Annotated in this window: 26 protein-coding genes; 6 read left to right on the forward strand and 20 right to left on the reverse strand. The window is 57.6% G+C overall.

What is annotated here, in order from left to right:
• Positions 1–81: 81 nt before the first annotated feature.
• The 3 genes from LAP85_14850 to LAP85_14860 all read left to right on the forward strand — a co-directional run bounded on the left by LAP85_14850 (position 82) and on the right by LAP85_14860 (position 4,427).
• The gene (locus LAP85_14850) at positions 82–1,245 is read left to right on the forward strand and encodes an ATP-binding protein (protein MBZ5497678.1); all 1,164 of its coding nucleotides are present in this window, start codon (positions 82–84) and stop codon (positions 1,243–1,245) included.
• 190 nt (positions 1,246–1,435) lie between these two features.
• Positions 1,436–1,789, forward strand: a complete 354-nt coding sequence (locus LAP85_14855) for a PadR family transcriptional regulator (GenBank protein ID MBZ5497679.1) — start codon at positions 1,436–1,438, stop codon at positions 1,787–1,789.
• Between the two features lie 4 nt (positions 1,790–1,793).
• Complete coding sequence (locus LAP85_14860) at positions 1,794–4,427, forward strand: ABC transporter permease (protein MBZ5497680.1); 2,634 nt, start codon at positions 1,794–1,796, stop codon at positions 4,425–4,427.
• 106 nt (positions 4,428–4,533) lie between these two features.
• On the opposite strand, the gene LAP85_14865 is transcribed toward LAP85_14860, so the two are convergent.
• The 7 genes from LAP85_14865 to LAP85_14895 form a co-directional block, all read right to left on the reverse strand.
• Positions 4,534–5,037 carry a hypothetical protein gene (locus LAP85_14865; protein ID MBZ5497681.1) on the reverse strand — a complete coding sequence of 168 codons (504 nt, stop codon included), beginning with the start codon at positions 5,035–5,037 and terminating at the stop codon, positions 4,534–4,536.
• Complete coding sequence (locus LAP85_14870; GenBank protein ID MBZ5497682.1) at positions 5,034–6,110, reverse strand: XRE family transcriptional regulator; 1,077 nt, start codon at positions 6,108–6,110, stop codon at positions 5,034–5,036. Before LAP85_14870 ends, LAP85_14865 begins: the two co-directional genes overlap by 4 nt.
• Positions 6,111–6,545: 435 nt before the next feature.
• Entirely contained in the window at positions 6,546–6,791 is a 246-nt protein-coding gene (locus LAP85_14875; GenBank protein MBZ5497683.1) for a hypothetical protein, read from the reverse strand.
• Between the two features lie 26 nt (positions 6,792–6,817).
• Positions 6,818–7,726, reverse strand: coding sequence for a hypothetical protein (locus tag LAP85_14880; GenBank protein ID MBZ5497684.1), 909 nt, complete (start codon positions 7,724–7,726; stop codon positions 6,818–6,820).
• Between the two features lie 402 nt (positions 7,727–8,128).
• Positions 8,129–8,452 (reverse strand): hypothetical protein, encoded by a 324-nt coding sequence (locus LAP85_14885; protein MBZ5497685.1) that lies wholly within the window; start codon positions 8,450–8,452, stop codon positions 8,129–8,131.
• The gene (locus LAP85_14890) at positions 8,449–8,721 is read right to left on the reverse strand and encodes a hypothetical protein (protein MBZ5497686.1); all 273 of its coding nucleotides are present in this window, start codon (positions 8,719–8,721) and stop codon (positions 8,449–8,451) included. The genes LAP85_14885 and LAP85_14890 overlap by 4 nt, the downstream gene beginning before the upstream one ends.
• A gap of 22 nt (positions 8,722–8,743) precedes the next feature.
• Positions 8,744–9,208, reverse strand: coding sequence for a fibronectin type III domain-containing protein (locus tag LAP85_14895; protein MBZ5497687.1), 465 nt, complete (start codon positions 9,206–9,208; stop codon positions 8,744–8,746).
• A gap of 451 nt (positions 9,209–9,659) precedes the next feature.
• On the opposite strand from LAP85_14895, the gene LAP85_14900 reads away from it, so the two are divergent.
• Positions 9,660–10,379, forward strand: a complete 720-nt coding sequence (locus LAP85_14900; protein ID MBZ5497688.1) for a hypothetical protein — start codon at positions 9,660–9,662, stop codon at positions 10,377–10,379.
• Positions 10,380–10,538: 159 nt separating this feature from the next.
• On the opposite strand, the gene LAP85_14905 is transcribed toward LAP85_14900, so the two are convergent.
• The 7 genes from LAP85_14905 to LAP85_14935 form a co-directional block, all read right to left on the reverse strand.
• On the reverse strand, positions 10,539–11,558 hold the full coding sequence (locus LAP85_14905; protein ID MBZ5497689.1) for a hypothetical protein: 1,020 nt from the start codon (positions 11,556–11,558) through the stop codon (positions 10,539–10,541).
• Between the two features lie 269 nt (positions 11,559–11,827).
• Positions 11,828–12,748 carry a metallophosphoesterase gene (locus tag LAP85_14910; protein MBZ5497690.1) on the reverse strand — a complete coding sequence of 307 codons (921 nt, stop codon included), beginning with the start codon at positions 12,746–12,748 and terminating at the stop codon, positions 11,828–11,830.
• A complete protein-coding gene (locus tag LAP85_14915) occupies positions 12,705–13,163 on the reverse strand; it encodes a hypothetical protein (GenBank protein MBZ5497691.1) in 459 nt (152 codons plus the stop codon). Before LAP85_14915 ends, LAP85_14910 begins: the two co-directional genes overlap by 44 nt.
• Positions 13,160–13,411, reverse strand: a complete 252-nt coding sequence (locus tag LAP85_14920) for a hypothetical protein (protein MBZ5497692.1) — start codon at positions 13,409–13,411, stop codon at positions 13,160–13,162. The genes LAP85_14915 and LAP85_14920 overlap by 4 nt, the downstream gene beginning before the upstream one ends.
• 85 nt (positions 13,412–13,496) lie before the next feature.
• Positions 13,497–14,231, reverse strand: coding sequence for a hypothetical protein (locus LAP85_14925; GenBank protein MBZ5497693.1), 735 nt, complete (start codon positions 14,229–14,231; stop codon positions 13,497–13,499).
• Entirely contained in the window at positions 14,224–14,784 is a 561-nt protein-coding gene (locus LAP85_14930) for a hypothetical protein (protein ID MBZ5497694.1), read from the reverse strand. The genes LAP85_14925 and LAP85_14930 overlap by 8 nt, the downstream gene beginning before the upstream one ends.
• Entirely contained in the window at positions 14,781–15,032 is a 252-nt protein-coding gene (locus tag LAP85_14935) for a hypothetical protein (protein MBZ5497695.1), read from the reverse strand. The genes LAP85_14930 and LAP85_14935 overlap by 4 nt, the downstream gene beginning before the upstream one ends.
• A gap of 270 nt (positions 15,033–15,302) precedes the next feature.
• Between LAP85_14935 and LAP85_14940 the strand changes: the two genes are divergently transcribed.
• Both LAP85_14940 and LAP85_14945 read left to right on the forward strand, forming a co-directional pair.
• Entirely contained in the window at positions 15,303–15,650 is a 348-nt protein-coding gene (locus LAP85_14940) for a type II toxin-antitoxin system RelE/ParE family toxin (GenBank protein ID MBZ5497696.1), read from the forward strand.
• Positions 15,647–15,967 (forward strand): helix-turn-helix domain-containing protein, encoded by a 321-nt coding sequence (locus LAP85_14945; GenBank protein MBZ5497697.1) that lies wholly within the window; start codon positions 15,647–15,649, stop codon positions 15,965–15,967. The genes LAP85_14940 and LAP85_14945 overlap by 4 nt, the downstream gene beginning before the upstream one ends.
• 24 nt (positions 15,968–15,991) lie before the next feature.
• On the opposite strand, the gene LAP85_14950 is transcribed toward LAP85_14945, so the two are convergent.
• Genes LAP85_14950 through LAP85_14975 form a run of 6 tightly spaced genes read right to left on the reverse strand, consistent with a single transcriptional unit; the run spans position 15,992 to position 23,229 of the window.
• A complete protein-coding gene (locus LAP85_14950) occupies positions 15,992–17,017 on the reverse strand; it encodes a hypothetical protein (protein ID MBZ5497698.1) in 1,026 nt (341 codons plus the stop codon).
• A 4-nt stretch (positions 17,018–17,021) separates the two neighbouring features.
• Positions 17,022–17,801, reverse strand: a complete 780-nt coding sequence (locus LAP85_14955; GenBank protein MBZ5497699.1) for a hypothetical protein — start codon at positions 17,799–17,801, stop codon at positions 17,022–17,024.
• Between the two features lie 2 nt (positions 17,802–17,803).
• Entirely contained in the window at positions 17,804–18,610 is an 807-nt protein-coding gene (locus LAP85_14960; protein ID MBZ5497700.1) for a hypothetical protein, read from the reverse strand.
• The gene (locus tag LAP85_14965) at positions 18,610–19,464 is read right to left on the reverse strand and encodes a hypothetical protein (GenBank protein MBZ5497701.1); all 855 of its coding nucleotides are present in this window, start codon (positions 19,462–19,464) and stop codon (positions 18,610–18,612) included. Before LAP85_14965 ends, LAP85_14960 begins: the two co-directional genes overlap by 1 nt.
• Positions 19,464–20,291 carry a hypothetical protein gene (locus LAP85_14970; GenBank protein MBZ5497702.1) on the reverse strand — a complete coding sequence of 276 codons (828 nt, stop codon included), beginning with the start codon at positions 20,289–20,291 and terminating at the stop codon, positions 19,464–19,466. The genes LAP85_14965 and LAP85_14970 overlap by 1 nt, the downstream gene beginning before the upstream one ends.
• Before the next feature lies 1 nt (position 20,292).
• Positions 20,293–23,229 carry a hypothetical protein gene (locus tag LAP85_14975; GenBank protein MBZ5497703.1) on the reverse strand — a complete coding sequence of 979 codons (2,937 nt, stop codon included), beginning with the start codon at positions 23,227–23,229 and terminating at the stop codon, positions 20,293–20,295.
• Positions 23,230–23,327: the final 98 nt, after the last annotated feature.

Below are 23,327 nucleotides of genomic sequence, written 5' to 3' on the forward strand. Positions count from 1 at the left end.
GCTTGTGGACCATCCTGCCTGGAATGCAGATGATTCCAGAATCTTTGGCCAATTATTCGATGCAATCGTACAATTTCTTCTATGTGGATCTTGAGGTACGTGGAAGAGCATCTGCGCCGGTCGGCACGAACACGCCCGGTCCTGGTTCTCACCGGCGCACGCCAGACCGGAAAGACCTCGACCCTTCGGCGGCTTTTCCCGGATTACGGCTTTATCTCGCTCGAATTGCCGACTGAGGCTGAGCAAGCCGAAAAGGAACCGGAGGCGTTCTTAGCCAGACATCCCGCGCCCGGGATCATTGACGAGGTACAGTATGCCCCGGCTTTATTCCGTCACCTCAAAATAGCCGTGGCGCAGAACCGGAACCGTCACGGACAATTCCTTCTTGCGAGTTCGCAAAAGTTCACGCTTATGAAAGGCGTGTCTGAATCACTTGCCGGGCGCGCGGACGTGGTCGAGATGGAGACACTGTCTCTGGCTGAAATCCTGCGGGCACAACCGGGAATCGGGCAGGAAACCGCCCTTGCCGTACGCGGCGGCTTCCCGGAATTGCACGCCAACTCGGAAATCGACCCGGTCGCCTTTTACAATTCCTATTTGGCCACGTACCTGGAGCGCGATGTGCGATCGCTCTCGAACGTAACCAGTCTCCGCGACTTCGAACGCTTTTTGCGCGCTTGCGCCTTGCGTTCCGCCAATCTGCTCAACAAGGCCGATCTGGCGCGTGACGTTGGAATTGCGCCCTCCACTGCCAATCTGTGGCTGTCCGCGCTCGAGGCATCTGGACAGGTGGTACTGCTGGAACCGTGGTTTTCAAGCCACGCCAAGTCGCTTGTAAAGCGCCCGAAGCTCTACCTAGCAGACACGGGTCTCCTCTGCGCACTGCTAAACATCCGCTCGGCGAAAGCCCTGGCACAGTCACCGTGGGCCGGCCTGGTATGGGAGACGTTTGTTTTTGCGCAGTTGCGGCATCGAGAACGCCGCGCCGGGCGTTTCGGCAGCCTGTTCTTCTGGCGCGATCGCACGCGCGAGGTAGACTTCGTCATCGAAACCAACGGCCGCCTGGAACTTTTCGAGGCAAAATGGACCGAGCTGCCTGCTCAATCCGACACCGTGAACCTTGTTTTCATGCGTGATGCCATAGGCAAGGCGCATGTAGCGGAGGCATCCATTGTCTGTCGCGCGCCGAATAGCTATCCCGTCTCCCATGGATTCAAGGCACTACCCATTATGGAACTCAACTAGCCGATTCGCGCGCGCATCCTGCAGCCAACAGGTCGGGTTAGGACACGGAGAAGAGCATTCCTGAGCTCATTAAGACATTCTTCTGAACGGCACTATTCCTGGAAAATAGCCAATCGACGAGCCCCAACAATTCGAATTCTCTTCCTTTTTCCTTCAGGTAGATAATCTTTTGGAGTATGCTATTTTCACCATGCCAAAGAAGGGAACACCCCCGATACAGGGGGAAATGCTGCAAGGCACTCTGGATCTCTTAGTGCTGCAAACGCTCGTGATGGGTCCGGCTCACGGCCACACCATTGCCTATGCAATCGAGCATCGATCGGAGAACGTGCTTCAGGTCGAGCACGGATCACTTTATCCAGCACTGCACCGCCTGGAGGACCGGGGATGGATCGCCTCTTTCTGGGGTACGTCAGAAAACAACCGCAAGGCTAGGTACTACCGGCTAACGCCTGCGGGCCATAAACAACTGGCGGAACAAACCAGTCGCTGGGATCAGTTGGTGCAGGCCATCAATCGGATTCTCCGGCCGGCCACGGAGTAGAGCCATGGGTTGGAGTCGCTTTTTCCGACGTAGTTTTTGGGACGACGAACGCGCGAGAGAGATCCAATCGTACATTGAAATCGAAACCGACGAGAACATCGCCAGGGGTATGCATCCGCACGAGGCTCGGTGCGCTGCATGCCGAAAATTCGGAAACCCGGTTTTTATCCGTGAGGAGATCTTTCGCATGAACACAATCGGGTTCATCGAAATGCTTTGGCAGGACATGCGTCATGCCTTCCGCTCCTTGTGCCGAAACCGCGGTTTTGCCACGACCGCAGTCCTGACGCTGGCTCTCGGCATCGGCGCCAACACTACCGTGTTCAGCGTCGTGGATGCGGCATGGTTCCGGCCCTTGCCCTACGGGGATCCGAACCGGCTGGTCACAATAGCCTGGGTGGCGGCACGCGGTTCGGCAGAGCAGGTGACCTTCGTCGGGGGCGAGTCGCTGCAGGAAATGGAAGACTGGCGCGCGCAGAAGCAAATCTTCGCTGCCGTCGAGCCATATTCCATGCCCCGGGTGTCTGTGGGGCCTTCGGGACTGCCGGATCCGATTGCGGTGGTATGGATCTCGACCGGCATGCTGGATCTCCTGGGGGCGAAGCCGAAGCTGGGACGCGGTTTCCTACCGGAAGAAGGGCAGGCGGGCAGAGATCAGGTCGCACTGCTCAGTTACGGTTACTGGACACGTGAGTTCGGAGCCGACCCTGCAGTTTTGGGAAAGACGATTGTGCTCGACAATCATCACTGCACGGTGATCGGCATTATGCCTGAGGCATTCCAGTTCGGCTCGAAGCCGAATGCGTGGGTGCCCTGGACGCCGAAGTCCGGCGGCGACCTGTCCTTCATCGGGCGTCTTCGTCCCGGACTCGGCATTGAACAGGCCGAGCGCGAAGCTGCGCTGGTTTCGGATCGGATTGGCTACGACGGGCGAGTGTCTTGGGCAAGAATGACGCCCGAATTCCGATCGTTTGGCGAGCGCATGAGCGCGCGGTACAACAAGGAGACCCGGACGGCACTGCTCATCATGATGGGCTCCGTCGGCTTCGTGCTGTTGATCGCCTGCGCCAATGTCGCCAACTTGATGCTGTCCCGCGGCGCCACGCTCCGGCACGAAATTGCGATACGCGCTGCCATTGGTGCAACCCGGGGCCGCCTCGTGTGCCATTTCCTGATCGAGAGCATGGTCATTTCGGCAGTCGGCGCGCTGGCGGCCCTTCTCCTGGCCTGGTGGATGACCCACCTCATTCCCGCGCTTCTGCCCGCGGGCTTGCGCCGCTTTTTCCAGGTGTACGAGGTGGCGTTGAGCGCGCGCGTGTTTGCATTCACGGCCGCTGTGACGGTGCTGGTGTGTATCCTGAGCGGCCTTACTCCTGCCTTACGGGCCGCTCACGGCGGCGTTATCGCAGGACTGACAGGAACGAATCGCGTTGCGGGTGTTACCCGCGCCACCCGGAGGCTCCATGCTGCATTCCAGATCCTACAGGTGAGCCTTGCACTGGTTCTGCTTTGCGGTGGAGGCCTCCTAGCCAACAGCTTCGTGCGCATTGTGTCCGCGGGAAACGGCTTCGACACAAACAACCTGTGCCTGGTAAGGATTTCTCTGCCTTCGGATTATCTCAAGGGGGCTGATCTACAGGCGTTCTACGATCAACTCCCAGCGCTCGTAAAAAAAATCCAGGGAGTGTTGGCTGCCACTATCTCAGGCGGCACCCCCGCCACAACGCCAGGATTCGGCAGCGGCAGGCTGTTTCCTGAGGAATCTGGGGGCGCCGGACCCGAACCTCGGGGCGGTGATCTCTTTTATGTCAGGCCGGATTTCTTTTCCACCCTCCGGCTCCCTCTGATCGCCGGCCGCAGCATTGGCCCTGTGGACGGCCCCTCATCTCCGCCGGTGGCAATCATAGATCAACGTACCGCCGAATATCTTTGGCCGGGGCAAAGCGCGGTGGGCCGACGCTACCGTACCAGCTCGCGAGCGCCATGGGTAACCGTCGTCGGCGTTGCCGCACCGGTGAAGACGTCCTCATTTACCGATCCAAAGGCCGGCCAGATCTATAAGCCGCTCTCCCAGAGCGGATCCGCGCTCGGCAATTGCCTAGTCATCCGCACGGCAGGAAACCCGGGACCGGTGATGTCCCAGGTGCGTGCGATGGCTGCCGCACTTGATCCAAAGGCCACGATTAGGACTGCGGCCACTTTTGAGGAGCTCTACGCGGCCATGGATGCAAGAAACGCTGCCACCCCGCGCTTTTACCTGATCCTCATGATGATCTTCGCAGGAGTGGCATTGGCAACCGCAGCCGTAGGCATCTACGGCGTACTCTCCTATTCGGTGGCCCAGCGCACCGCTGAGATCGGCGTTCGCATGGCCCTTGGGGCGACGACGCGCGACATCCGCCGCCTGGTGACACGCACGATGCTGGCGCCCGTATGTATAGGCGCGGGCACAGGAGTCATCGCATCCTTCTGGCTCACCCGATTCCTTCAGTCATTGCTTTACCAAATCTCACCCCATGATCCAGTCACGATCATCTCGGTGGTTGGTTTCCTGCTGTTTGTGGCTCTGGTGGCCGGCTGGCTGCCAACGCGGCGCGCCAGCCGCGTCGATCCCATGACCGCGTTGCGGGTCGAGTGATCATGGAGAATTCTGAGGACTGACTGGACGCACTATCGCTGATGCCCGAGCGGTACTGCGGTTCGGAATCTCAGTCACGAATTGAGTAGCCGACCTGTCATGCCAACTAAGTCTTTTTGATAACGATTCGATAGCGCTCCAGGCGGATGGCGATTTCTCGACGAGGTAACCGGCATCGTGGATGCGCGGCAAGGATCGTCAGTCCATCATGGAGGAGTTGGATGCCGGGAATGTCGCACTTCTCCATGATATCCAGCAGCCAAAGCACGCCATGGCATTGCACCTTCTCGCTGGCGGCCAATTCTCGCAGGTGGGCATCTCCGGTTAACAGCAGCCATTCTCGCTCCTTCGCCAGTGCCAGGGCAAAACAGTCAGGTACGGAAAGTGCCGAACGTTGCTGGCGATAGCGGAGGGCGTTGCCAACGCCCTCGGCCGATACCTCGACGACTCGAATCCCGAGGTGCACCAAATGTTCGCCCCATTCGCCTTGCATCTCTCGATCATAAAGAACGTCGGGGATCGCGAACTCGTGCGGGAGAGAAAAGACGGCCTCCAGGAGCGCTCCTCGCTCCATGTCGATCAGAACGGAGGTATCGGAGACGAGAATCATTGGCGACCAGCCGCTGCAGGTTCCTCCATGCGGCGATTAAGTTCACGCACCGTAATATTCAGCAACTCAGCCGTCTTTGGTTCAGAGATAGCGCCTTCGGCGAGCGCCCGATAGCAAAGGCGATCAAAACGCCCCGGTTCCTCCTCGGGTAGTTGGTTCGGCTCGTACCTCGGGGCGGTACGATATCCCAGACGAGAAAAATCACGGAACAACTTTCGGGACAATGGTTGAGGAAATATCCCCAGATCGGCGCAGCGGTACGTGATCGCCTGAACGCTCGCACCGAATAACCGTTTCAAAGCGAACAGTTCACTCCAGCCGATCGAACTCCGATGTCTGCCTACGTTGGACCACACCGCCTCGGCCGGCATCAATAAGGCGCCAGCGAAGCGATGGGCGGCCTTCTCGCGGAATTTTTCGTCTGCTTGTACCTCCATGAGCATATGTCCCAGTTCATGGGCAAGGTTGAAACGCTGCCGTTCGCCATGGACACCGTGGCGAATCAGGATGATGGGGACCGGTTCGCCGCGTGAACGGCGGACCCGCGCGGCCAGCCCATCAATATTCTCTTCTGACTGAACGATCAGAACCTTGATGCCGTGCTCTTCAAGAAGCTCCACGAGATTGGGAATCGGATCTATTCCGAGATTCCAGTGCTCGCGCAAATACTGTGCAGCGCTGTCGGCCTCTGCGATCTGGCGCACGGGGAACGGCGCCCCCCTGGGCTTGTCCCATTCGGCACTCGGTAGCCCTAGGATTTCCTCCACCGCCAGGTAGCGTTCCATCAGATGGAGTGCCTGAGCCTGGATTTGGGCCTGTTCCTTCTTGCTCGTAATTTGTTTCTTGCGGAACTCCACGCTCTCCAGAACCATCTCCTGGTCACCGACTAGGTAGTCGAGGGACACACCCAGGGCATGGCTCAGAGCCACGAGTACCCCGGAGCTGGGTACATCCTCGTCCCTTTCATACTTGCCGATCTGCTGGGCCGAGACACGGTTTTCAATTTTGACCGCGAGCTGTCGTAGGGAGAGACCGGCAGCGGCCCGAGCGAGCTTAAGTCGTTTACCGATCATTGGCATCCTCCTCCTGCGTCTGGTTTACAATTATATTGTAATCTCATTGATTTGTAAACCACAAACAGGAGTCCTGCAGCAACAATCAGGTTGAATCGGCCAAACGCCTCCTGCATAAATCCCCAGAAATGATGCTCTGGGAGATTGCAGCGCCAGGATGGCCGTGTAACGCTATCCGTTGATTTAACCTGCCTGAAAGAGCGCCGGTAATGAGATCTGGTCGGAAACGCCTTCGAATACCTCAAGCGCCAGCGGCAGGGCAAGCGGCAGTTTGTGGATTATCCCACCTCCCCACAATTGGCAGGAGAAAGTGCGGACAAATGAAGGTCGCGTTTTTTGACCACGAACTCGCATGCATGTCCACGAGGACGGATTTTTTTCCTGCGGCGGACAAGTGAGCACGGCGATGTGAACATTATAGGTTACGCTTTTGCGTCAATTCGAACCTAGTGCATCATCGATGTCCCGCACAAGCTCACTGCTCAGCGCATTCTGTGCAACAGCGTCTTCGAACCGCTCTTTGAAGACGGTAAGCACACGAGCATCGTTGCTGCCACCCTGAAAACGCAGGTGGTACATGCCTGACTGAGGAATAAACGTGATGTCCAGCAAGCGATACGGGTATTTGGGCCCTGCATAATTCTGTACAAGGTTGAAGAATCTTACTTCCTCTGGTGTCATGTTCATCGTCCCTTGAAAAATCGTGCTTATGCCAACCGTAGGAAATCAAAGCTACCCAACGCGTCGCGGCTGATGATTTTGTCAATGATTTCAGGCACCCTCGTCGGTGGAGTGACATACAGGCGTGCCTTGCTCTCAAGTGGCCGTCGCGGGGAGTGCTTGCACCCAGGAAGACTCTCGACAAAGCTGAAATGCTGCTGCTTTAGAAAATCCTTAAATCCCTCCTTTGCATACGGCCGGGAGCGCTGGCCAAAGACAAAGGCACTATACAGCTGGCTTTTGAGATGGGCGAGAGGCAGTGATACGCCGGGAAAACAACGACGGCACAGAGCATCCAATTCTTGTCCTACCGCATCCTCGAGAGGATCATCCGATGCGGGGAAAGCCTGGTCGATGAGCGAGCAAAAAGAGCGCCGATGCGAAACCCCTCTTTTGAGGCCAAACAGTTGCCATGCCCGCGCCATCACTTCCACGATCGGTGCCTTACGTTCAAAAGGCACCGTCGCCATGATCGTGAAAACTTTTGGCTCCAGTTTCTGCCATGCTGCCTGGCAGGACTGCCGTTCTGCTTTGCTCACCTGCTTGAACAAAAACTCCTCGTTTTCCGCCACCGAATATCGTTCCGCCCCTTCGCTGACAAACTCCTCAACAAGCGGCAAGAGCTCTTCCCGCAGCCGCTTGATTTGCAATAGCGGTGTCTTAAACGGGTAGTACGTCGTCAGCTCTCCAAGGGTCTGCAGCTTGCGCCGATCCCTGATGACCTTCTCATCAAGCAAGTCCAAGGCTCGGTTAAAGCTGGCATAAAAGGGCTTGGCCATGTCCTTGCCGTCGTTACCAGCAGTCCAGAGGCGCCAGCGCAGGGCGTTCGCCTGTACAGGTCCCTCGCCGAGATTCTCAAGGATCGAACGCTGCAGCTTACCGAGACCACGCGACATGATATGTGTTGTATCCTCTTGACAGCAAAGAAAAATACTTTGGGGCTTTTTTTAAAATGAACCATCGCCACAAATCGCGAAGGGACCTGCAAATCGAAATGATCTGAACAATGAGCGTAGCAGCATCAAGGCATATCATGACGCAATTATAATCCCGTTTGAAATCTCAACGCAACAATAATAAGTGTTGTTTTTACAAAGACTGCTCGCTGTTTCTGATTGCGTACAACAGCCGTGAGTTGCGGTCCCGCAAGAATCGGTGGTGAGAACGGAAGGAAACTTGATCCGGCTACATGGCGGCAACGGGCTATTCGGAGAAGTGAATCCTGGCACGCCGCTGAAATCTAAGTCGGTGAGGTAAGTTTGAGGGCCGCCAGCTTTGGGCTGGCGGCCCTTTCTCTACTAACGGCTGATCATAATCTTGATCTGCCCAGGAGGACTCAGGGTCCTGATTGTTACCGGCACCGGCAAGCCATCCAGGCCTGCACCCACCACATTAAACACGCCACTCACCCGGGAGTCCACCGTCGCAAATTTGCCCTGGAAGGAGACTTGGTTCAAGCCGTAGATGATGACCCGAACCTTGCCGTTGACTGGCGCCTGCGCGATCTGTTTTTGGACGGTGTCAACCAACGCGACGGTTCCTGTCGTGTCCAGATCGAACTGCAGGCTGGCCACCGGCTTGTCGACATACAGGAATACCATCATGAGGAACACCGCCTTCATTGGGCTACCGAAACGTTCACCACGATCGAGATGGACAGGCCACCCACCTTCGAACACGGCGCCGGCGTCTTCACCGGATCCGATTGCGGGCCTTCGCCCCACACGTTCACGGCCGAAACCGCAAATGTATGAGCCTCGGGCGTGATGTCCACCTCGAATTTGGGTTCCTGCGTGTTTCCCACCTGCGCCCCATCCATGTACACATTGTACCCAGTGACTTGCTCTTCTGCCGCGTTCGCCGGCCAACTCAGTTGCGCCCTTGTTGCCATCAATCACTCTCCTTTGCCGTTGTTATTTACACCCCGTGATCCCGAGGATCACAGAAACCAAGACCTGCACGTCGAGCACGTTGGTTTCGCCATCTCCGTTCATGTCGCCGCTCACCCCTACGGGAAGCGGCTTCGCGCCCAGGATCGCATTGATGAGTGCCTGCAGGTCCATTATGTCCACTGCACCATCAAGGTTCAGATCGCACCTCGAGGGCGCCGTGACAGTCGTAGAAACCTCATTCGAAAAGCCGCTCTCCAGGCCGGATGTGTTGTAGGCCGTCACCGCGAAATAGTAGGTGCCCGGTGAAAGGCCGTTCACGGTGAAGGTGGTCCGCTTTCCCATGGAGATCGGCGCGCCGTATGTCCCCGGCGACGTGCCGTAATAAACCTTGTAGCCGGCCAAATCGGTTTCGCTATTTGGATCCCACGCCAGGGTCACATCCGCTGCCACGAGCTGCCTTGGGGCCAGGCACATCAAAAGAATCAACACTGTTTTCCAGCACACTTTCCACCTTCAATTGACATAGAAAGTCCCATTGAAGAACGCCTTCAATGTGGTTCGGTTGCCGTTGACGATTTCGATCGCGGCATCACGTTGACGGAGGCCCGACGATAAGATGCTCTGACCTGCCGTGAGACTTCTGCGCTTTCCGGAAGTCCCCAGAGATTTCCGCATGACGCCAACCAGAAGCGTTGTAATGATTTACCGATCTTGTAATAGGGATTATTCAGTCAGCGGAGCCGTTTTTATGATGTTGGTGAATACTTTTGTCCGCCACGCGGGCCAGCCGGAGGGGGTTATCCACGAAAACGCCGTAATCTGCCCAGAATGGAAACTGATTGTGCTCAATGCGAAAGAGCGCTAGAACGAACTTGACACCGGTATGTTTCCGTAAGCAAGGGAACACGGTGGCCGGCGCAAATAATGGAGAAATGACATGCGGACACCAACCGTTTTCTCTCTTGGGCGGTGGACGATCTTTGCATCCATGGTGCTCGGTGGCCTAGCGATGCTGCTGTATCCAGGTGGCACCCGGCGCGATCCGTCAACGATCGGCTACCGCTTCTTCCAGAACTTCCTGAGCGATCTCGGAAACACGGTTGCCTTTTCCGGCCAGTCGAACCGTGTAAGCTCAATCCTTGCCCTGACAGTCTGCGCGCTAATGGTCCCAACGGTTCTTGCATGTATTTTGGCATTCGTCAGGCTGTATTCGTTGTCCCGAAGTCGACGCCGGATCGCGATCGCGGCTGCCGTGCTCACCGCAATATCGTGTGTCGGCATGATGGGCGTCGCGATGTCTCCTGGAAATCTCGCCCTAACTCGTCACGTCCGGTTTTCGCTGCTCACACTGGCGCCATGGCCGGTAGCTTCACTTCTTTTCGCAGTTGTAACCGTGCGCGATGATCGTTTTCGATGGGGGGTGCCAGCCGCGTGGCTGGCGCTTACCTTTGTCTCTGCTGGGTTGCTGTCAGTGCGGTTGTGGGGACCATCCATCACCACAGACATTGGACTGACAATGGCAGTGACAGCTCAAAAGATCGCCATGTTGACCGCGCTCGGAGTTTTTGTATATCAAACCTGTGAGGCAGATCGCCTAGCGGCCCGAGCCAGGAAAGCGGCGGCTGAGCCGCCGATCGGGGAATCGATTCACGGCTGAGTGGCCATATCATACATTGCCGACCGCGCTAGGTCATTATACGAGATCGCCGTATTGCGGCCATAATCCCAGTCCGTCCTTACCGGAGTGAGCTATAGTCGCAGCCCAGTAGAAGAGTTGGAGGCATGACGAACCATTATGACGGAAACATCCAAGCTATCATTCGAGATGCTTCCAAAAGATCTGAAATTCATTTCGGCTCGGCTCATACCGCGCCAATACGAGGTTCGAGTTGTCAAGTCCAACCGGCACGTCATCAGCGATGCGATACCTCACCATGCCTTTTTTGCTGAGAATGTATAATCCCCCTTCGACGTTCACGGCTCTCGAAGTAACCCAAAATACAAAGCGATCACCAGGAATCCGAACCCAGTCGAATGCAGTGGCTAGAGTCCCGTTGTAATGAACGAAGCCAGGCTGGGCTCCCTTCGGCTTGGGCAGGTTCATCGGAATTCGGGTGAGGTTTCCTCCGTCACGATCCAATGAGAAGACATCATAACCGGGCAGCCAAAACCACACGCCGTCTTGGGTTATGCCGAATCCCGGAGCACCTTCAGCTTTGGGTCCCTCCTCAATCCCATCAGCATGATGAGGGAAATAGGTCCAGTTCAGGAATGAGTTGACAATCCGGTCGCCCTTAAATACAGCAATGACGGGACTCTTCGCCGGACCAGCATCTCCATCGCCGTTAAGCAACGCCCATACATTACCGTCCTCATCCACCTCCAGGCGTTCAATCGATGGATTCACACTCACGGCTTGCGTCAGTTTGCCATGCCAATCGTAATATAGGAGAGTCGATTTCACCTGGAGAGCCTTCTCCTGTTGGCGGTTTTGGACGACAGCCGCCACAACTATGGCACGGTCTGGTTGCACGGAAGCATCATAAATACCTACCGCATTAAATCCCGGAAAGCTCCCCAATACATCAATTCTTGCAACCGAGGATCCATTCCTATCGAACACCTCTATTTTCCGAGAATTATGCCCCCAGGTTACAAAAAAGCCATTAGTCAGTTTGATGTGAGATGATTCTGGAACAGCAGGTCGAACCGTTATCTGTTGACCGAAAACAAGCAGAGCTGAAAGCTCAAAACACACACCCAGTACCAAAGTGATTGACACGATACGTCGGAGAGGTCGTCTAAAGGGCCCAACTGCCGAAGGGATATAACTCATGTCGGTCTCCTCTTTTCGGGTCTCAAGAGGCGTGCACTTGCTAATTTACGGCGTGGTTGATTCACCGGTTTCTTTTTTTTCGTGTCGCCGAAAGATGAGACCTAAAATCCCAACTGAAACGTCTAGCTGCCTTCAACTGCCCGTAATTGCCGTTCTGGGAGGACATTAAACCATTGTGATCGGGGACACGGGCGAGTAGGTTACTCGTACATAACCCCTTGGCGATGAATTGCCAAACGGAATGAAGCCGAATCGCGCACTTTCTGCCCTCAGTTGACGTGGAATGTGCCGTTGAAAAATGCCTTCAAGGTTATCCGGTCGCCGTTGACGATCTCGACAATCGGGTGCTGCTCGACCGAGAAGCAGTCACTCTTCTTGTCTTTGTAGACAATCGAGAACCCAAGCTGCCAATTCGGGTGATCGACGTAAGCCGGGTTTCGGTCGCAGAGACAGAAGTTTTCGTATGCCACCACATCCCGGTCCCACAGCCGTTTGAAGGACGATCCGCCGCGGTGGGTGTGGTTTTGAATCAGCGAAATTCCCTTACTGTCGAGGAGGTTCTTCGCCGTGTACCCGCTGTGCTTTGACACGGCGTCAAAATGTCCCATCAGTAGCTTGCCCCACTGCCAGCTTGTCTCTCTGTTGCCGGAGTAAATCCACTCAATCCTGTGCTCCATGAGCTCCAGTTGTTCCTGCAGCGTCATGCCCTTCAATCCGTGCAGCTCGCGGGCATTGCTGGCAATAAAGACGGCCCATCTGTGCTCGTGATTCCCGAATATGTAGACGATGCGCGCCTTCTGAAACCGCTTGCGCAGGCGCACCAGGAAGTCCCGCGTGCCTTTTAACTCCGAGGAGAGTTTGCCTTTCTCGTGGAGCGCCGGACTCTTGTCAAACTTTGAGATTTCCCAGCAATCCGTGGCGTCGCCGTTGATCACGATCAGATCCGGAGCCAGCTCGTCGGCAATGCCCAGGGCGACCTCAATGGCCCGGTCGTTCTGCCAAGGGAAGTGAAGATCACCGAGGACGAAGGATGTCTCGTAGTCTGCTGACGTATGACGTTTGATGCAGCACCCCCTTTGAAGTGTTCGAAAGCCTGGCGAGGGCAGCGGGGAGGTGCCCTCGCCGTGTGCAACTGCGCCGCTGGCTTTATCGCCTGAGCTGGACTGAAAATGCCAGGGCCGGCGTCCCATTTGAAACCGGAGCTACGACTGCAGCAGGTGAGCCATGGTTGAACGTGTTCGCGTAGGCGCGACCGGCGAAATAAGCCGTTGCCACGGCCAATGCGATGTTGATGGGCTTCACGGTTCGAGGGAAGTAATGCCGGATGGTATAGGCAACGAAAATGCTGCCGCCGGCAATCCCGAGCCTCTGTGCTGGGGTGATCGCGTACTCCCGACCAACGAGCGAGAATCGCCAGTCGGTTTTGGCATCAGCCACATTGGAAAGCAGGAAAGCCGCCGGTGCGATGTTGCTCGGGTCGCTGATCACGTCCCAGACGCCCCCGGTGTTCGTTTGCGCCGCCGTCGGTTGATTCTGGCCTTGGGCCATCAAGGGCAGGGCGCACAGAATGCACGCAATGATCAGCACGAAGATACTTCTTTTCATTCATGACCTCCTTCGGTCTTGGTTTTGATGACGGGCCCGTGGGCGCCGTCGTTGTGGTTATTGGTTACCAGGGCGATCAGCGCCCCGAGAATTCCTGAGAAGGCGTCCTCGATGCGAATGACGATCTCCTGGGAAACGTTCCAATGGGCGAGAATCACGATGGTCGCGCCGGCAGCGACGAAGAGCGCTGCGAGCATTACCTTGTCGAAATTCGAGCGGAGGAGCCCGCGCCAGGTGAAATCCTGCATTTCGACCTCATTTCAAAATAGAAAAACCCGGTTAAACGTCCTACAAAGGCCGGATTTCAGGGCAATAAATGGGATTGGTTTTCGTTTAGAAGGCGCGCGCGATCGTTGCCAGAAGCTGGGCAAGCAGCAATAGCTTCTGGTATTTCGAGGAGGTCGCAGCTATCTTATCGAGACTCGCGGCAATAGCCGGCATCAAGCGGGAGGCCTCCTCGAAGTGGCCCGCCACGGTGTCAGCGTGCGCGCTTGTAGCCGCTACGTTTGTCAGAATCTGCAGCCAGTGAGGGTCGGCTAGGAGGGCGTTGATTTCATCAATAGACAGTGCGCCCTTAGTTGCCATGGTCCGAACTGAAGCCGTCACGGCCTCCATAGAGACCCCCAGCGTTCGAGCAGTCTCTGCCAGGTTTGGCAATACGCTTTCGTTGATGCTGCGGTCAGTATTTCGAACCAAAGCCGTCAGTGCCTGGGCGCTCTGGTCGAAGCTGCCGATGGCGGCGTTGAGGCCGTCCATCGTGTTCATGGCCCTCGGCACCACCAGGCGATTAATATCCCTGGCTGTCCCGTTCAAAACAGCCGCCATTTGCCAGCCGGCTTCCAGCGCCTTTTGATTCCGTGGGCTCTCAAGGACAGCCTTTTGTTTTTGGACGTAATCAGTGACCAGCTTGGACGTCCGTTGCAGCTCGGCCGCCGTGCCGTCGATCTTTGCCAGCGCGCCGTCCAGGCTGAGCAGTGCATAGTGAGCGTCCCTTGCAAGGAGGACAACGCAGATCGCCAGTGTAATCATCAGGCTGGCGATGGCCCAGTTCTTGACGGTGTTAGACATTGAGGAGCTCCCGGTACATAACGGCGTATCTGAGAACTTCGCGGCTGTAATCCCTGCCGGCCGTGTAGTGGTCGATGAAGTCCGGGCCGCATGCCAGCGGATCCGCTTTCATTTGAGCCAGAGCCTTCAGAACATTGCCCTCGCCGCAGTTGTAAGCCGCGATGGCCGCCCGCTCCAGATCATGTATTTCCAGGCCCTTTTTCGGTGCGAGGATTCGTAACACCTGGCGTTTCTTTGCCAGCACCTCCCCGGCGCATAAGGCATTCAGACGGGGAACTTTCCATTTCTCGCCAGCACAGAATTCAGGGAACGAGCGGTCGTCAATTTGAAACAGGCCATGCCCATGGCCACCGTCACCCAAATCATCCGCTGGGTCGTTCGGCGTCCCAAACACGTCTTTCAATAGCGGGGACTTTCCGCCCAGGGTTTCCCGCATCAGAATCCCGGCCATCACCTCTTCGCGATGTTTGTACAGCTCGGCCGCCTCAACCAGAAGCTGACGATACGTCGCCAGGATGTGTTTGAGCAGTTCGATTTCTCTCTCTTTCGTCATACTCCACCCCTCAAAAGTGCTTTGATGTCCTGCTTCACCTCGTCCAGGTCGCGTTTGATCTGTTCGAGTTGCGGCTGGAGAACGTCCTTGCGGACAAAAAGGTCCGGGCATTGTTCCTGGCCTCTCTCCAGGTCCTCAATCCTCCGGCTGAGCCGCCCGTAGCCCATGGCGAGGACAACCGCGTTGAGCAAAATCGCCCCGAAAAAGGTCAACGCTGCTTCAATGTGATCGGTGATCCAACTGAACATAGCCGACCCCCACACACATGGCGAAACTAGGGTCAGAAGGCTCTCCCTTCCGGCATTCGTTACGCCGCTTGTGCTCGAATCAGTGCTTGGACGCGTCCCTGGTGAAACTGCGTGCGGCGAACCTGAGCTGCTTTCTATTTTCGGCCCACCGGCTCAATCGAGCCTGCGGCTGGTCTGGCGGAGTTCCTTGACACATGTTGTCAGATATGACAACATAAGATGTCCTTGTCGCGAGGATTGGCGAACTGGCAAAACTAACGGCGGATCTGGATGACACGAGCAACGCGGCCCGTCTCCTGGATAAGAGCGGCACTAAAGGAATTCGAGACATTCCCAGAGAGAGCCCGGTCCGTATGTCTTACAGCCCTAACGATTGCCGCCGAGGGTGGAAAGGCCGACATCGCGAAGCCCATGCGCGGGCTGGGATCGGGCGTGTTCGAGATTGCGCTGCCATTCAAGGGCGACGCATTCCGCGTTGTCTACGCAGTGCAGCTCGCCGAGGAAATCTGGGTAGTGCATGCATTCCAGAAGAAATCGACGCTGGGTATCAAGACGCCTAAGCGCGACATCGACCTCATTAAGGACCGTTTGAAGCGACTCAAGGAGGTGCTGCCATGAAAGACCCACTGGAGGTGGTGCGAGGCAGCGGCAATGTATTCCGCGATCTCGGGCATGAAAACGCTGACGCTGAACAGTTCAAGGCCATCCTTGCCGCCGAAATAATCAAGTCGCTCGAACGGGAGCGACTGACCGTTCGAGCCGCGCATGACCGAACCGGCATCGCAGCGGCCGACTTCTCGCGCATCCGCAATGCAGACCTCGCCCGATTCACCGTTGATCGGCTCATGTCGATCCTCAACCGCCTCGGATCACGCATCGAAGTGAAAGTCAGGGTGCGACGCACGGAAGCCGTTGGCCAGAGAGTGCCAGCATAAAGATAACTGCGCGATGGCGCCCACTTACAGCATCAAAAATCCGCCCGATCCGCCCTTATTGAAGTCCCCGGGATCCGGCAATCCGTCGTCGGGCGGCGCAGAATCAACCGGCACACCAAGTCCAGAGCCTCCTCCCGGCGGCGGGCCTGTCGGCGCCTGATCCCGGGGCTTGGAAGTAACTGTCGGGTCCGGCGTTGCCAAGGTCTTCCTCTGCTCGCTGGTAGTCGTAACCGACCTCCTGACCCACCTGTCGGCCAGATAGCGCATGATGATCGGCATGAAGATTCCGTTGCGGGCACCTTCGGGCGCGTAATTGATCGGACGCGGCAACAGGGCTGACTGCTGCATGCTTGTCGCAATGAAGCCCATCAGTGCCACGTTCGGCTCTTTGATCGCCACGAAGTCGTGCCACGTATCCGGCGGCACAGGAGGCGGCCCCGGACTGTCACCGCCGATGTCGCGCCCGTCCCAGACTCCGGGCACTAGGTCCAACTTGCCGGTGTCGGGATTAAAGCCGTGCGTCAGTGTGCTGAACGTGCCTTGACCGGAAGCGTCCGACCTCGAGCTGTAACGCAAGGTCACTGGATTGCCGCCAGAACTGTCAGTTACGTTCAACAGCACGGCGCCGCCTGCCGGTGTGACCCTATAGGCCGAGACATTGATGGCTGATGAGATCACCTGCAGCGATGTCGCCGGAGGACACGTGGCGGTGCGCAGGTCCGTCCTACCCACGCAGCAAAAGGTCGTCCACGCGCTGTTTACGATCCGGAGATCCTCTTTGAGAACTGGCGCGGGCCAATCGTTGGGATCATGGAGTGGTCCCAGGTGCTCGGCCTCTTCGTTCAGCACGCGAACGATGGAATGCCAGATGTCCTCCGCGTTTTGCAGCTTGTGGCTCGACTGCAAGGAGTACGCAGTGCTGTTTTTGGAGTGCGTCTGAAAGGCGAACGATGACGCCGCGGCCGGTGACGTGATCTTGTGGCTCCAATAAGACGGGCTGAGCACCTCGAACACGCTGCCGACCCACCTTGTGAACTGCAGCCTTGGCATCGCGTCACCCTATCCTGATCGCTATTTTTGCACCGGCATACGAGGCGATGCCGCTCACCAGGAACAAGCCTGACTGCCCCACGTCAATAGGCAGCGTGACCTTCGCTCCGTAGCTTATGTCGGCTGGCACCATCACGCATTGGTATGCGCGCCCGTGAAACTTCGCGTTGCTGACCTCACCGAGCGCCCTCGCCCACATGCCCCACGGACGGACGATTCGGTTGCCCCCCGCCGTCCAGTTGATGGTGTAGCTCTGGTTGCTGGCATACTGCGTGGCACGGTTTGCGAGAGACGCTGTGGCATTGTCTATCATGCCCGCATACGTCCAAGGATTGGAGCTGTCGAACGTGTCCGTGTTGCTCCGCGATCCGTTGCCGAACACGTATCGCGTGTTCGTCGCCTGTGGCTCCGGCGTTTGATCCAGAACGCCAGCGTGCACGTATTCCCAGCCGACGCCGCTGTCGGCGCTGATGTGAGCGTGGTACTCGCCCAGCAGGATGTGCGCAATGCAAGATCCAGCGATCTGCATGCGCCGCGTGCAAAGGGTAGTTCCATACTGATCGCGCACGCGCCATTCCAGCTTCGTCGCCGCGATCCTCGTGAGCAAGACGTCAAACCAACGCCCGTCCGAATCCACGGGTGACTTGTATAGCGTGGTACTGGGATTCGACCAGTGCGCCGCTGCCGTTTCTGTGGCGAAGTCGTCCATGATGGTCTGAACATCGCTCACGCCGCGTCGGAAGAAATACCGATAGCTCGAGTTGAGGAAGGCCGGCACGCTCATCGTCAGCCCTTTCTGAAGGCAATCTTTCCCTGATATCCCAACGGGATGCCCACAACCTTGAACACCCCTGTGGACGCGCCGTCGCCCAACGGCACCGTGATTTCCGCCGCCCACGCGAACTGGTCTGACACTAGAATCGCCTGGAACACGCGCCCCAGCAAAACGTCGTAGTCGGGGTTATAGCCTGTCATTTCCCACGGCTCTATCAGCCACGTACCATTCACGTGCTGTCTCCTGTGCGTCGTGTAGTATCCGATCAGGTTGCCGCGCGTAACCCCGGTGTATGAAGTCGCCCCTCTTTCTCGGGCGAACGTGCTCACCCAACTATTTGAATCCCAGGTGCCAGCGTTGAGGCGTGGTCCGCGCGTGCACCAGTACATCGCAAGCACCGATGAAAACGAGTCCGGCGTCTGGTCAAGCATGCCCACCGCCCAGCACTCCGGCGTTGTGCGCTCCGTGTTCACGCAAACGTGAAACTCGCCGGTGTAGTAGTGCACGGTCGTGCCGGTTCCGTCGATGTCCTGGCGCGTGTCCGTTTGGTTGTTGATGAGCAGCCCCATGTGGTCTTTGGCCATGTACGCCATGCGTGTAGCCGAGATGCGCGAGCAGTTCAGGGTGATGAAAACGCCATCGCTGCGCGTCGGCGACTTGAACTCAGTCGGCGTCTCTCCGACGCCACCTACTGGGCAGGTCCAGCCGCCGTTGGTCACCAGCTCCGTATACAGGTCGTTGATGATCGTCTGAACGTCCACGACCGCCAGGGCCTCCTTGTATCGAAAAGTCGAGTTCCAGTGCGCCGGTATGCCCATTATCCACTCCTCATGCAGGTCATGAACGACGACGCGCCGTTGTCTCCGATGACGCCGCCGATTACGCGAAACTCGCCCAGCACGCCCGTGTCGATCGGCACGTAAACCAGCGCGCCAAACGCCAGGGATGCAGGACAGAGCAACGCCTGGTGCCGCTTGCCTGCAAAGTGAACGTAGCCATACATGCCGCCGGCGCCCGTCTGCTTGCACCACATCTCGACCGGCCGATACACGCGCGCGCCACTCAGCGTTTTGCGCCCCACCGCTGCACCCGACTGCCAGTGCCTGTATAAGCCGCCCCTGCCAGTCGACAAAACTGCCGTCGTGTCATCGACCATGGCTACCTGATCCCAACAGTTGTTGGACTTCGTGTCTGCCGCGTCGCGCGAGCCGCCGCCGTACACGTAGTGCTGATGAGCGCCTTGAGGGTCCGGACTCTGATCGAGGATTCCTCCGTACAAGGCCTCGGCCGCTGCCGAACCCATGAACACGTCGATCAGCGCATGAAACGGACCGGTGAAAATGCGCACCGTCCAGCCGTTCGTTGATGGACAGTTGATGCGCCTGGTGCAAATCGACACGAGGTTCTGGTCTCTTATCTCCATCGAGAGTTTCTGCTGCGTCACGCGCGTCAACACCACCTTGAAGAAACGGCCAATGCTGTCCACGGGCGACTTGTAGACGCCGCCGCCTTCACTCGTCCACGCCGCCCATTGCACACCAGGCGCGCCCATGCTCGGCGCGATCGTCGACAGCACCTCGTCCTCGAAGTCGTCGATGATGGTCTGCACATCGGTCACGCCTTTGCGTTCAAAGTATCGAAACCCCGAACTGAGGAAGTACGGAACGGCCATCAGCTTTTCCTCACCGCAAATTTGCACGAGTAGCCCGCCGCCAGGCCGAGGATCTTAAATACGCCCGTGGTGTTTCCGTCTAGCGGCACCGTGTATTCCGCCTGGTTGACCAGACCCCAATCGGTCATCAGCCAGTTGAACATGCGCCCCAGCAAGTACTCCGTGTCGATCACCTCCATGGGCAAAAAACACAGCGTCCCTGCCACCGTGTAGCGGTCGATATACTGATTCGTGTAGGGACTCCTGGTGTCGATGATGGCGTATGAGTCGATAGCGTAGGAAGTCGCGCCCACCTTCAGCGTGAACCATGGCCTGCCGGTGTTGTTCTGAAGCGCGCCGTCGCTGTTGCGTCTTGGGCCCGCGGATGCGTAGTAGCAGGCGCGCGGCATGCCCAGCGGCTCCGGCGTTCTGTCCAAAACGCCCGCCGCCCAGCACTCCGGCGTCCCCGCTGCCGCGCCCTCCGAATCCACGACCACGTAAAACGGGCCCGTATACAGACGCACCCAGATGCTGCTCCCCGCCCTTATGTCCTGCCGCGTGTCCATGTCGTTGTTTACCAGCAGCCCCGCTGCATCTCTGACGACGTAGGCGATCCTCGTCTGGCTGAAGCGCGTGCAGTTGATGGTGAAGAAGACTCCGTCGCTCCGGGCTGGCGACTTGAACGCGGTAGGCGATTGGGTCTTCCCTCCAAGGGTGCAGGTCCACTTGTTTGCTGATGCCGGATTCGTGACCAGCTCCTCGTACAGATTGTCAATGATGCTCTGCACGTCCGAGATCTGCGACTCTTGGAACCGAAACGGCGCATCGAGAAATGCGGGGACTGCCATTTCAATACCCCCTCACGAACGCCACGACGTCGATCTCGTCGTAGTCGGCGTTGTACATGAATCCGAAATAATCCCGGCTCTCGCTCTCGCCCGACAGCGACACGTCGTCGATATCGATGCCTGTGTTGTACTTCTCGTCGAGGACGAGCTTGTGCCCTCCCGCGGCATCCTGCTGCACCACGAGGATAGTCGGCCTGCAGTGCTTCGCGTTCTTGAGCGGATCGAGGATCGCATCCGCCGTCAGGAGCAGGTAGAAGATGCTCCCGAGATTACAGTCGATCACGATGTGCGTTTCGGTCTTGATGATGATGACGCCCGGGTCGTTTCCGCCCGGCGGCGGATCCGTCGGGCACTTTGATACGGTGTCATCGTCCGAGAAGCTGTAGGCGTTCGCAAACCACACCCGCCCCTGCAGCTTGTTGAAATCGACGGCGGAATCGAACGGAATGTCGATCGACTCGAAAGTTTGGGTCGCCTTGTCGCCGCCGTTGCGCCAGTACTCGCCCATGTACATCCCGAGGCCGGTCTGCGCGCCCTGGTAGCCCTCGGCAGTCCATTCCCAAGGCGGCTTCACGATCATGAGGCGCACGTCATGGTATTTGCCGTCTTCGTCCGGATCGGCCGCCAGCCTGATTCCGAACCTGTCGGGTATCTTGTTGCCGCTGATCTGCGAGGAGCCAATGCCGTTCCACAGGCAGTACTTCTCATTGAACTGCCCTGCTCGGACGTCCATCAGCAAGAGACCGCCGGCCAGGCCGTCGCCATAGTCGGCAGGACCTCCCTCGTCAATCGTAAGCTCGCCAGTGACGGGATCGAGGGTATGGCTCACGCCGCTGCCGTCATACAGGACCTTGGCCGAACCCTCGATGCCGGAGTCCGCGCTGACATCGCGCCAAGCGCCGGTGGTCGAGTCCTTGATCTGGAAGAACGCAAACAGGATCTTGTGACTGTTCTTATTCGGCCTGGAGGCTCGCACCCGGCAGGTGCCTTCGGCAATCCCCTTGATGACCTCGACCGCCCAGTCGGCAGGCGGTCCATCGTCAGCAACCGCCTCGTCCTCCGTATCGAGGAAATCGGTCACAACCGAAGGTGTGTCGTTCCCGTCGCTCCATACGCTCCAGCCCTTGGAGTTGTGCAGGCGGAAGGTGAAATAGAGCCGTCCCTGCTGCGCGGCTTTGATAAAGAATCTCGCGCCATACATGTTGGCCTTGAGGCCGGTCACAACCCACTTGTCGGTACCGTTGTGTTCGAGCGCGCCGCCTTCCGCCGGCGTTCGAAGATCAACCGATTTGTCCGAAAAGCCCACTCCGAAGAGCTGTGCCCTGAACTCTGCGCCATCGATGTCAACGTTCCACTTGTCGGCGGCACAGCCCATGTCGAGGCCGAGACCGTTCGATATCGCATTGACCCAAAGGTCGTCCGGCACGTGTGGAGATCCCGGTCCGGTTGTGGGCGGCGGAATCACCTTCGGTTCGTATGGATAAGAGCTGTTCGGCCATTCGTGGAGCGATTCTTCGGAGCACTCCACGGTCATCAGGTGCGTGCCGGCCACTACGTCTACATCGTGCGAGATACTCTCGACGAAGAACTCGCCATCCAGGTACAGTCCGACCTTTTCATCGGCCAGCACATGAATCAGGTCGCTCACGTCGCGCGTCTGCGCTTCGACCAGGTTGGTCTCGCTGGCATGCGCCCGGAGTACGATCGTGACGATTGGGCGAGGCTCCTTGTAGATCGCGAGCAAATGGTCGCAGAAATCCTGCGCCTCTTGCACATTCGTCAGGTATTTCCCCGGGAAGGGATAGGTCCGGTCGATTTTCGCTTCGGCTGCAGCCTTCACAGTAGCGCCGTCGCTTTCAACAACCATCGTGCCATGCGCGCGAAGCAGAGTCACATAGGCCCGAACCGCGTTATTATTCGTGATCTCCAGGTCCATCGTCATGCCGGTTTTATCCGGCGGAACGATGTCAACGTGCTCCGTGAGTTCGGCGCCACTGCCATCGGCGTTCGCGTACGCCTGGTAATCGATCATCCCCCATTCGTTGACCGCGATGTTGTTGCCCGAAGGCGTGAACTTGGCCGTAATCTTCTTGGTTTCACTGGGTTCCAGGGCAATCGGGTCGCCGCCGTTATTGGCGGCGAGGTCTACGTAGCACCAGACAACCTGCTCCTCGGAGATGTTGAAGGTGTGGATGGTCGCCTCAATGATGTTGTAGACATCACGGGTGCAATCCTGCGGAGAAATGCCGGAGTACCGAATGTTGCCAGTGCTGATCCTGTTGTCCCAGCTGGCAACTACGGAATGTCCAGCCCGGTGCGCACGGTCTTCAAAGCAGATCTTTCCGTCTTTCGTCTCTCGAATGAAGCCGCACTCGTTTTCTTCCAGGTCGCGCAAGGCCTGGAAAGCAGCGATCTTCTCCTGGGTCCAGTAGCGCGAAAGGGTAGAGCAACCCGTGTCCAGTAGCCGGTCGCCTGCCGGGAAGTTGGCCGCGTCAAGAACATGCGTTATCGCATCTCCGGTGGTAATTCCCTCGTGCATCGGGATCGTCACCTGGACCTCAGAGGTGCGCGACAGCACGCCGACGCCGCGGATTGTGGCCGTGGCGCCATTGATGTGGTCGCCAGGTTCAGGCGTGATGGAATCCAGGTCGCCTTGCCACACGATCACAAACTGACCGCCATTCACGCTCATCTGGATGCGCATGAGCATGCCGGGAAGAGTCTTCCCATGGAGCGGGCTTGCCGGATTGTACTTGCTGAAATAAGAAGTTCGATTGCGGACGCTCAAAGTGCATGTGCCGGCGGAGGAACGGCCCGTGAGCTGAGAGCTGAAATCGCGGCCGAAGCGCCATTGAGCGCGGTAGACGTATTGGGTAATGTCAACCAGGTTCCCGTCGCCGTTAATGTCGAGGAGGTACTTGTAGGTCGCCAAACCCATTGGAAGAACTCTCCCAGAGATGGGAAAGGCCCGGATTTCTCCGGGCCTCCATTGAAAAATAACCGCCGATTCGCCAGGCCGGCTCAGCGGAAAAGCCT

It is taken from the genome of Terriglobia bacterium, assembly GCA_020072565.1.
GTDB lineage: Bacteria > Acidobacteriota > UBA6911 > UBA6911 > UBA6911 > JAFNAG01.

Coding starts and splice junctions, on each gene's coding strand:
- LAP85_14850 (MBZ5497678.1), top strand. CDS start 82: ATGTGGATCTTGAGGTACGTGGAAGAGCATCTGCGCCGGTCGGCACGA.
- LAP85_14855 (MBZ5497679.1), top strand. CDS start 1,436: ATGCCAAAGAAGGGAACACCCCCGATACAGGGGGAAATGCTGCAAGGC.
- LAP85_14860 (MBZ5497680.1), top strand. CDS start 1,794: ATGGGTTGGAGTCGCTTTTTCCGACGTAGTTTTTGGGACGACGAACGC.
- LAP85_14865 (MBZ5497681.1), bottom strand. CDS start 5,037: ATGATTCTCGTCTCCGATACCTCCGTTCTGATCGACATGGAGCGAGGA.
- LAP85_14870 (MBZ5497682.1), bottom strand. CDS start 6,110: ATGATCGGTAAACGACTTAAGCTCGCTCGGGCCGCTGCCGGTCTCTCC.
- LAP85_14875 (MBZ5497683.1), bottom strand. CDS start 6,791: ATGACACCAGAGGAAGTAAGATTCTTCAACCTTGTACAGAATTATGCA.
- LAP85_14880 (MBZ5497684.1), bottom strand. CDS start 7,726: ATGTCGCGTGGTCTCGGTAAGCTGCAGCGTTCGATCCTTGAGAATCTC.
- LAP85_14885 (MBZ5497685.1), bottom strand. CDS start 8,452: ATGAAGGCGGTGTTCCTCATGATGGTATTCCTGTATGTCGACAAGCCG.
- LAP85_14890 (MBZ5497686.1), bottom strand. CDS start 8,721: ATGGCAACAAGGGCGCAACTGAGTTGGCCGGCGAACGCGGCAGAAGAG.
- LAP85_14900 (MBZ5497688.1), top strand. CDS start 9,660: ATGCGGACACCAACCGTTTTCTCTCTTGGGCGGTGGACGATCTTTGCA.
- LAP85_14905 (MBZ5497689.1), bottom strand. CDS start 11,558: ATGAGTTATATCCCTTCGGCAGTTGGGCCCTTTAGACGACCTCTCCGA.
- LAP85_14910 (MBZ5497690.1), bottom strand. CDS start 12,748: ATGGGACGCCGGCCCTGGCATTTTCAGTCCAGCTCAGGCGATAAAGCC.
- LAP85_14915 (MBZ5497691.1), bottom strand. CDS start 13,163: ATGAAAAGAAGTATCTTCGTGCTGATCATTGCGTGCATTCTGTGCGCC.
- LAP85_14920 (MBZ5497692.1), bottom strand. CDS start 13,411: ATGCAGGATTTCACCTGGCGCGGGCTCCTCCGCTCGAATTTCGACAAG.
- LAP85_14925 (MBZ5497693.1), bottom strand. CDS start 14,231: ATGTCTAACACCGTCAAGAACTGGGCCATCGCCAGCCTGATGATTACA.
- LAP85_14930 (MBZ5497694.1), bottom strand. CDS start 14,784: ATGACGAAAGAGAGAGAAATCGAACTGCTCAAACACATCCTGGCGACG.
- LAP85_14935 (MBZ5497695.1), bottom strand. CDS start 15,032: ATGTTCAGTTGGATCACCGATCACATTGAAGCAGCGTTGACCTTTTTC.
- LAP85_14940 (MBZ5497696.1), top strand. CDS start 15,303: ATGACACGAGCAACGCGGCCCGTCTCCTGGATAAGAGCGGCACTAAAG.
- LAP85_14945 (MBZ5497697.1), top strand. CDS start 15,647: ATGAAAGACCCACTGGAGGTGGTGCGAGGCAGCGGCAATGTATTCCGC.
- LAP85_14950 (MBZ5497698.1), bottom strand. CDS start 17,017: ATGCCAAGGCTGCAGTTCACAAGGTGGGTCGGCAGCGTGTTCGAGGTG.
- LAP85_14955 (MBZ5497699.1), bottom strand. CDS start 17,801: ATGAGCGTGCCGGCCTTCCTCAACTCGAGCTATCGGTATTTCTTCCGA.
- LAP85_14960 (MBZ5497700.1), bottom strand. CDS start 18,610: ATGGGCATACCGGCGCACTGGAACTCGACTTTTCGATACAAGGAGGCC.
- LAP85_14965 (MBZ5497701.1), bottom strand. CDS start 19,464: ATGGCCGTTCCGTACTTCCTCAGTTCGGGGTTTCGATACTTTGAACGC.
- LAP85_14970 (MBZ5497702.1), bottom strand. CDS start 20,291: ATGGCAGTCCCCGCATTTCTCGATGCGCCGTTTCGGTTCCAAGAGTCG.
- LAP85_14975 (MBZ5497703.1), bottom strand. CDS start 23,229: ATGGGTTTGGCGACCTACAAGTACCTCCTCGACATTAACGGCGACGGG.